The organism is Actinoalloteichus spitiensis RMV-1378, assembly GCF_000239155.1.
In the GTDB taxonomy this organism is placed as follows: Bacteria; Actinomycetota; Actinomycetes; order Mycobacteriales; family Pseudonocardiaceae; genus Actinoalloteichus_B; species Actinoalloteichus_B spitiensis.
The window spans coordinates 1-6,854 of sequence record NZ_AGVX02000510.1 but is presented as its reverse complement, the minus strand read 5'-3'; the positions used below and the strand labels follow the sequence as shown (position 1 = coordinate 6,854).

At 72.6% G+C, this 6,854-nt stretch carries 5 protein-coding genes and 1 pseudogene; 4 read left to right on the top strand and 2 right to left on the bottom strand.

The window, feature by feature from the left end:
- Positions 1-652, bottom strand: a pseudogene (locus tag ACTIDRAF_RS0220540) (ABC transporter permease); the annotation flags it as partial.
- The gene (locus ACTIDRAF_RS0220535) at positions 643-1,359 is read right to left on the bottom strand and encodes an ABC transporter ATP-binding protein (RefSeq protein WP_016700601.1); all 717 of its coding nucleotides are present in this window, start codon (positions 1,357-1,359) and stop codon (positions 643-645) included. The pseudogene ACTIDRAF_RS0220540 and the gene ACTIDRAF_RS0220535, both read right to left, overlap by 10 nt.
- A gap of 190 nt (positions 1,360-1,549) precedes the next feature.
- On the opposite strand from ACTIDRAF_RS0220535, the gene ACTIDRAF_RS30105 reads away from it, so the two are divergent.
- From ACTIDRAF_RS30105 to ACTIDRAF_RS0220515, 4 genes are all read left to right on the top strand, one after another.
- A complete protein-coding gene (locus tag ACTIDRAF_RS30105) occupies positions 1,550-2,791 on the top strand; it encodes a sensor histidine kinase (protein ID WP_016700600.1) in 1,242 nt (413 codons plus the stop codon).
- A gap of 67 nt (positions 2,792-2,858) precedes the next feature.
- Positions 2,859-3,512 (top strand): response regulator, encoded by a 654-nt coding sequence (locus ACTIDRAF_RS0220525; RefSeq protein WP_016700599.1) that lies wholly within the window; start codon positions 2,859-2,861, stop codon positions 3,510-3,512.
- 128 nt (positions 3,513-3,640) lie between these two features.
- The gene (locus ACTIDRAF_RS33980) at positions 3,641-4,060 is read left to right on the top strand and encodes a hypothetical protein (RefSeq protein ID WP_016700598.1); all 420 of its coding nucleotides are present in this window, start codon (positions 3,641-3,643) and stop codon (positions 4,058-4,060) included.
- Entirely contained in the window at positions 4,057-6,837 is a 2,781-nt protein-coding gene (locus ACTIDRAF_RS0220515; RefSeq protein WP_016700597.1) for a MinD/ParA family ATP-binding protein, read from the top strand. Before ACTIDRAF_RS33980 ends, ACTIDRAF_RS0220515 begins: the two co-directional genes overlap by 4 nt.
- The last annotated feature ends 17 nt before the right edge of the window (positions 6,838-6,854 follow it).

Here is a 6,854-nt window from a genome sequence, read left to right as displayed (position 1 = left end):
GGGGGGCCGCCGCCAGCCGGGTGGCCGAGGCGAGCAGCACCAGGCCGGGCACGCCCAGGGCCACGGCACCGCCGCTGGCCAGGACGAGCAGCGGGACGTCGTGCTCGCCGCCGTGGACGGCCAGGCCGGGGACGGCGGCGGAGAAGGCGGGGAGCGTTCCTGGTTCGTGGCCGACCAGCGCGAGCAGCTGGTCGGGGTGGGCCAGGGCGGACTTCTCCACCGTCCCCGCGAGTTCCCCGTCGAACCGCACGGCCAGGTCCTGGTAGGGGAGGGTGGACGCGAGCTCGGCCAGCGCCGAGGACATCAGGACCTCGCCCGGTTCGGGGAAACGGGGCACGCCTGGTGGGACGGGGATCGTGGCGGGCGCGATGTCCCCTCGGGCCGGGGCCACGTCGATCCGGGTGATGGGGCGGTCGCCGACGAGGTCCGGGGTGGTGAGCACCAGCGCGCGAGCCGGGTGGGCGCGGTCGTCGGGCGGGTGTTGCCAGGACGCGCGGGCCGAGCGGTCCAGGGCGGCCGAGGGGAGGGTGACCAGCAGCGTGATCAGCGCGGTCGTGACGGCGACGCCCAGCGCGGTGAGCAGGGTCGACACCAGCGTGCGCCGGTCGGCGACCAGGACGCGCAGCGCGAGGCGGATGACGTTCACGCGCACGCCCGTTCCGCCGTGAGCCGTCCGTCCCCCAGGACCAGCCGCCGGCTCGCCAGGGCGGCCACCGAGGTGTCGTGGGTGACCAGGACGACGGCGGCCCCGGTCGTGCGAGCGGCGTCCAGCATCGCGTCGACGGTGTCCCGGCCGGCTTCGCTGTCGAGGGCACCGGTGGGTTCGTCGGCGAAGACCACCCGGGGTGAGTGCCCGAGCGCCCTGGCGACGGCCACCCGTTGGGCCTGCCCGCCCGACAGCTCCCCGGGCCGGTGGCCGGTCAGGTCGCCGAGCCCCAGCCGGCGCAGCCAGGTGCCGGCCGTCTCGGTGGCCCGCGCCCGGGAGACGCCGGCCAGCAGCAGCGGCAGCGCCGCGTTCTCCAAGGCGGTCAGCTCCGGGACCAGCATGCCGCCCTGGAACACGAAACCGAACGCCTGCCGACGCAGTTCGCTCCGCTTCCGCTCGCTGAGCGAGTCGATCCGGTGACCGTCCAGGAGGACCGTGCCCTGGTCGGGCGGCAGGATTCCCGCCAGCACGTGGAGCAGGCTCGTCTTCCCGGAGCCGGAGGGGCCGACGACCGCCACGACCTCCCCGGCCCGGATCGCGAGGTCGACGCCTCGCAGCGCCTGGGTGCGGCCGTAGCGTTTCGTCAGCCCACTGCCCCGCAACACGACGTCGCCCTGACCGGGGCGGCCGCGCTGGGCGCCGGCGTTCACCACCGTTGTCCCCTTCCATGAGGGCCCGGCGCCCCCCGATGGCGCCGGGCAGGGAAGCATCCTGCCGGTGCGGGAACGCCACCCACTTCCTCCTCATGGTCAGGAAGCCGGGTCCGCCCCTCGGCCGATCGGCCGACATCGCCCACCGGCCGGCTGACGTCCTGGGCGGCGAGCTTCCGTACCTTGGCGTGTTGTGGGTTTCCCTCCTCCGCTCACCGAGCCGGCGCCGCCGAACCCGAACCTGCGCGGCCTGCTGCGCCAGCAGTGGCCGTTGATCCTGTTCTTCGGGTGCCTGCTCACGTTCAGCGGCTACGCCTCCCTCCAGCAGGGGCCGGCCGGGACGCTGGACGCGCTCAGCGCCGCCCTGACGGCGTTGTTCGCCGTGGTGGCGCCGCGCCGCCCGGTGCAGGCCGCCCTGCTCGGCGCGTTGTCGATCGTCGCGGTCGTCCCGGTCGCCGAGGACGCGTTCCGGGACGGGCTGGAGGCCGCGGTGGCCGGCAACCTCGGGGTGAAGCTGGCGGCGGCGATGGTGTTGAGCGCCTATGTGGTGCGGTTCAGCGGCCGGCGGGTGGCCTGGTGGTGCGTGGGAGCTCTCACTGCCGCGCTGTCGGTGGTGATCACGGTGTCCGGCGGGCCGGGAGGGGAACGGGGGCTGACGACGCTCTTCCAGTTCTCCCCGATCGGCGCGCTGCTGCTCGTGGTGTCCGTGGTGACCGGCCTCTACTTCCGGAGCCGGGACAGCGAACGCCGCCACTCGGTGAGCCAGGAGGTGTCGGCGGCGCAGCAGGCGGAGCGGATGGCCCTCGCCCGGGAGCTGCACGACGTGGTGGCCCACCACGTGACGGGGATCGTCGTGCAGGCGCAGGCCGCTCGAGTGGTGGCCGCCGACAACCCCGAGGTGGCCTTGCGGGCGTTGGAACTGATCGAGCGGAGCGGCGTGGAGTCGCTGGCGGCGATGCGGCGGCTGGTGGGCACGATGCGGGGGGCGCCGGCGGCCGGTTCCTCCAACGCCACCGAGCAGGCCACCACCGACCTCGACGCGGACCTGCGGCGGCTCACCGTGGACGCGGCCCGCAACGGCATCCCGGTGACCCTGGAGATGGACCAGCTCCAGCCGGTGCCCCCCGAGCTCGGCAGGTCGGTGCTGCGGCTGGTGCAGGAGGCGATGACCAATTCGGGCAAGCACGCCGCCGCGCTGACCTCGGTGGTGGTCCGCGTGGTCGAACGGGACGGCGGCCTGGAGGTGCGGGTCACCGACGACGGCAGGGGCAAGGCCGAGAAACCCGTGGGAGGTTCCGGGGGCTACGGTCTGGTGGGCATGCGGGAGCGGGTGGAACTGCTCGGGGGACAGTTCGAGTCGGGGCCCGGCGACTACGGCGGGTGGCGCGTCTGGGCGTGGCTGCCGATCCGGGCGGACAACGACTCCGACGCCTAGCCGGCGGTTCCCCGCACCGGCAGTGAGCAGCAGACGTCTTCCGAACCGAGAGACAGCCGAGGTGCCAGTGACGATCAAGGTGCTGATCGCCGACGACCAGGAGATGGTGCGCGCCGGGTTCAGGATGATCCTGGACGCGCAGCAGGACATCGAGGTGGTGGCCGACGTCTCCAACGGTGTGGACGCGGTCAACCAGGCCAGGGCGCTGCGGCCCGACGTGTGCCTGATGGACATCCGGATGCCCCGGCTCGACGGGTTGGAGGCGACCAGGCAGCTGGCGGGGCCGGAGGTCGCCGACCCGGTCAAGGTCGTCGTCGTGACCACCTTCGACCTCGACGAGTACGTCTCCAGCGCCCTGTCGTACGGGGCCTCGGGTTTCCTGCTCAAGGACGCCGGGCCGGCCCTGCTCGTGGAGGCGGTCCGGGCGGCGGTGCGCGGCGACGCGCTGGTGTCGCCGCAGATCACGGTGCGCCTGCTCCAGCACTACCAGTCGGGGCGCCGCACCAGCCAGCGCCGGCCGGACGTCTCCCTCACCGACCGGGAACTGGACGTGGTGCGGGCGGTGGCGAACGGGCTGACCAACACCGAGATCGGCGGGAAGCTCTTCATGTCGCTGTCGACGGTGAAGACGCACCTGGCCTCGGTGCAGGGGAAGTTGGGCGCGCGGAACCGGGTCGAGGTGGCCGCCTGGGCCTGGCGTTCCGGCCTGATGGAGGACTGACCGGGGCGCGGGAGGTCCCGGAGCCCGTTCGGATCGGTCGCGGATGTCCAGCGGACCGGGGCCGCTACGGGAGCAAAGCCGTCACCTTGGGTGTTCATTCGACTCGTCAGGGCTAGTAGCGTGACGCCGTGTCCATTCCTGTTCGGGCCGGCGATCTGTCCCGGAGCTGCCGGCAGCTCCGGGAGGCGGCCGACGCCATCAAGGAGAGCCCCCCGGCGCACCTCCTGCGGTACTACGCGGCGGAGTGCGGGCTGAAACACGCGCTGCTCCGCCGGCGGAACGGCCGGACCACTGACGACCTGGCGCTCGACCAGCGGAGGGGCGAGAGCGGGCACGACCTGCGGTCCCTCGCCAAGGAGCTCCGGCTGGCCGAGGCCGACTACCGGGAACTGCGCGCCTGCCGGCGACACGGGTCCGGTTCCGTCCGGCACCACGAGCTGCACGAGGCGTGGCGGTACGGGGTGCGGCTGGACGCGGAGGAGGAACGGAGGGCCGTGGCAGCACTCGACCGGCTCGTCCAGTGGGCCGTCAAGGAGGGAGGCTCGTGACCACGACCGAGAACTGGCACCCCGAGGCGCCCACGTTCTTCACCTGGTTCGACGTGGAGCAGTGGTTCCGGGACCTGGCGGCCGAGGGGGAGTGGCCGGAGTGGCTGGTGGAGGTGGACGCCTACTGGGATTCCCTGGAGCTGACGCTCGACCAGCAGGTCACCTTCGGACAGGTCTGGGACTACCTCGGCGACACCCTGGGCCGCCTCACCGTCGACCGGGAGGCGGAGCGGCTGCTGCTCGAGGATGGCGGCGTCGACGGTGCGAACGGGCTCGATGTCGTCCTGACCCGCGCGGCCCCGGACCACGACTCGGGAAGGCGGTATCGCCGGCCGAAGTGGAACGAGAACCGGGTGACCAGGGAGGTCGGTGAGGCACTGCCACGACCGAACAACACCGAACTGCCGCACGGCGTCAACGTGGCGGCCTTCCACTCCTTCAAGGGAGGCGTGGGGCGGACCACGCACTGCGTGGCGACCGCGCGGGCCGTCGCCGCGAGCGGGCAGCGGGTGCTGCTGGTGGACGCCGACCTGGAGGCACCGGGGATCACCTGGATGCTGGAGGCGCAGGGCAACCGCATCACCTTCTCCTTCGAGGACTTCCTCGCCCTGCTGCACGGGGCCGACGAACCGGACCGCGCCGTCGCCGTGGCCAGGAGGCACCTCGCCAACCAGGAGATCGACGGGGTCCTGCTGCTGCCGGCCCGGCGCGACCCGAACCGGACCGAACCACCTCGCCTGGCGCCGGGCGACCTGCTGACCCCCAGCCGCTCCCGCTACTTCCTCACCGAATCCCTGGCGAGGCTCGCCCACGCACTCGGTGCGGGCACCGCCCTGGTGGACCTGCGCGCCGGGGCGAGCGAGTTGAGCGCGCCGGCGCTGCTCGACCCCCGCGTGCACCGCGTGTTCGTCACCACGGCCAGCGACCAGTCCGTCCGGGGCACGGTGGCAATGCTGGACGAGGTGCGCCGCCGGGCGCCCAGCACCGCGGAGGACGACCCGGTCCCGACCGTGATCGTCACCCAGTACCAGAACTCGGTGCACGACGGCGTCGTGGAGGACGCGGCGGCGCGGCTCGCCGAGGCTGTCACCCGGATCATGAAGGGCGGGGCGGGGGCGGAGGAGATGGCCGGGGAGGAGGACCCGACCACCGAGCTGCTGGTCACGACGCCGCTCCGGAGCCCGTTCTCGCCTGGGCTGCTGGCCCTCCCCGCCTCCTGGGACGGGGTCGCCGCCGCCAGCGACCGGGCTGGCCTGGGGCGCGTGGTGGCCGGCCTCGCCGACAACCTCCGCGCCGGGGTCACCCCGGAGCCGGTGGCGGACGTGTCGCCCTCGGGTCGGCCCAGCCTGCCGGACCGCCGCCGCTGGTTGGCCGAGCGGGCCCGGTTGCTGACCTACGCCGAAACCGCGATGAAGCAGGACGAGGACGCCGGTTTCCTCCGCACCAACTCCCTCGTCAACCTGGCCTCGGCGCACCGCACCGAGGCCCCGGTCGAGGTGGTCGTGGGGGCGAAGGGGTCCGGGAAGACCTTCACCTTCCTGTCCCTCTGCCGGCGGCGGACCTGGGGCGCCTTCGGCGCAGACCTGGGTGTCCGGGACATCGAGCTGGACGCGGACATCGTTCCCGTCCTGTCCTCCCAGTACCTGAAGGATGACATCGGGCAGGACATCGACGAGATCCGCCGCTCGGCGGCGAACCGGCTGGCCAGCGTGGAGGGGGCCGAGGTCGAGGTTCCCGCGCGCGACCCCAAGGAGTTCATCGACAAGAAGCTGAAGGAGGACCGGACCGACGGCGACTGGCGGCGGATCTGGCTCACCGTCCTCGCCCGCTCGGTGGGCATCCCGGCGGAGCCCGACACCGCCGAGGACGACCTGGTGGAGCTGGCCCGAAGGCGTAGCGCCATCTTCGTGGTCGACGGCCTGGAGGACCTCTTCCAGGGGATCAGCCGGGAGCCCCGCCAACAGCAGGCGCTCCGGGTGCTGCTGACCACCTGCATGGAGTGGATGCGCAAGCTCCGAGGCCGGCCGCTCGGGCTGGTCATCTTCGTTCGCCGTGATCTGGTGCAGTACGCCATCACCCAGAACACGGCGCAGTTCCTCGCTCGGTACCAGCAGTTCGAGCTGCGCTGGGACCAGGTGGAGGCGCTGCGCCTGGTGGCGTGGGTCTGCCATCACTCCCGCGCGTTGCCGATGGCGAGCGAGGACCTCGTGCAGTCGGCTGGCCACGACGTCCTCTCCGAGCACCTCCTCTCGTTGTGGGGGGAGCGGCTGGGTTCCGCGCGGAGCAGGGAGGCGGGCTCGCAGGCCTGGTTCCTCGCCGCGTTGTCCGACTTCAACCAGCAGATCCAGGCCCGGGACATCGTCTTCTTCCTCAAGGAGGCGGCGGAGAAGTCCGCCGACGACCCCTCCCCGACGAAGTGGACCGACCGGCTGCTGACCCCGACGTCCATGCGGCGGGCGCTACCTGCGTGCAGCGCCCAGAAGATATTCGCGATCCAGGAGGAGATCCGCACGATCAAGGAGGTCTTCGATCACATGCGGACCCTCGACCACGAGGGGCGGAAGGTGCCGTTCCGGCGGGAGGACGTCGGGCTCAGCCTGGAGGACATCGCCCTGCTGGAGTCGAACGGGGTGGTGTTCCTCGTGGAGAACGAGTACTGGATGCCCGAGATCTACCGGCACGGGCTGAACTTCAAGGCGACCACCCGCCGCCCCAGGGTGCTGGGCGTGGCGAAGCTGGTGCGTGGCTCGTCTCCTGGCGGCGCGGGACGGCGCTGACGGGAGCGGGTGGGAGG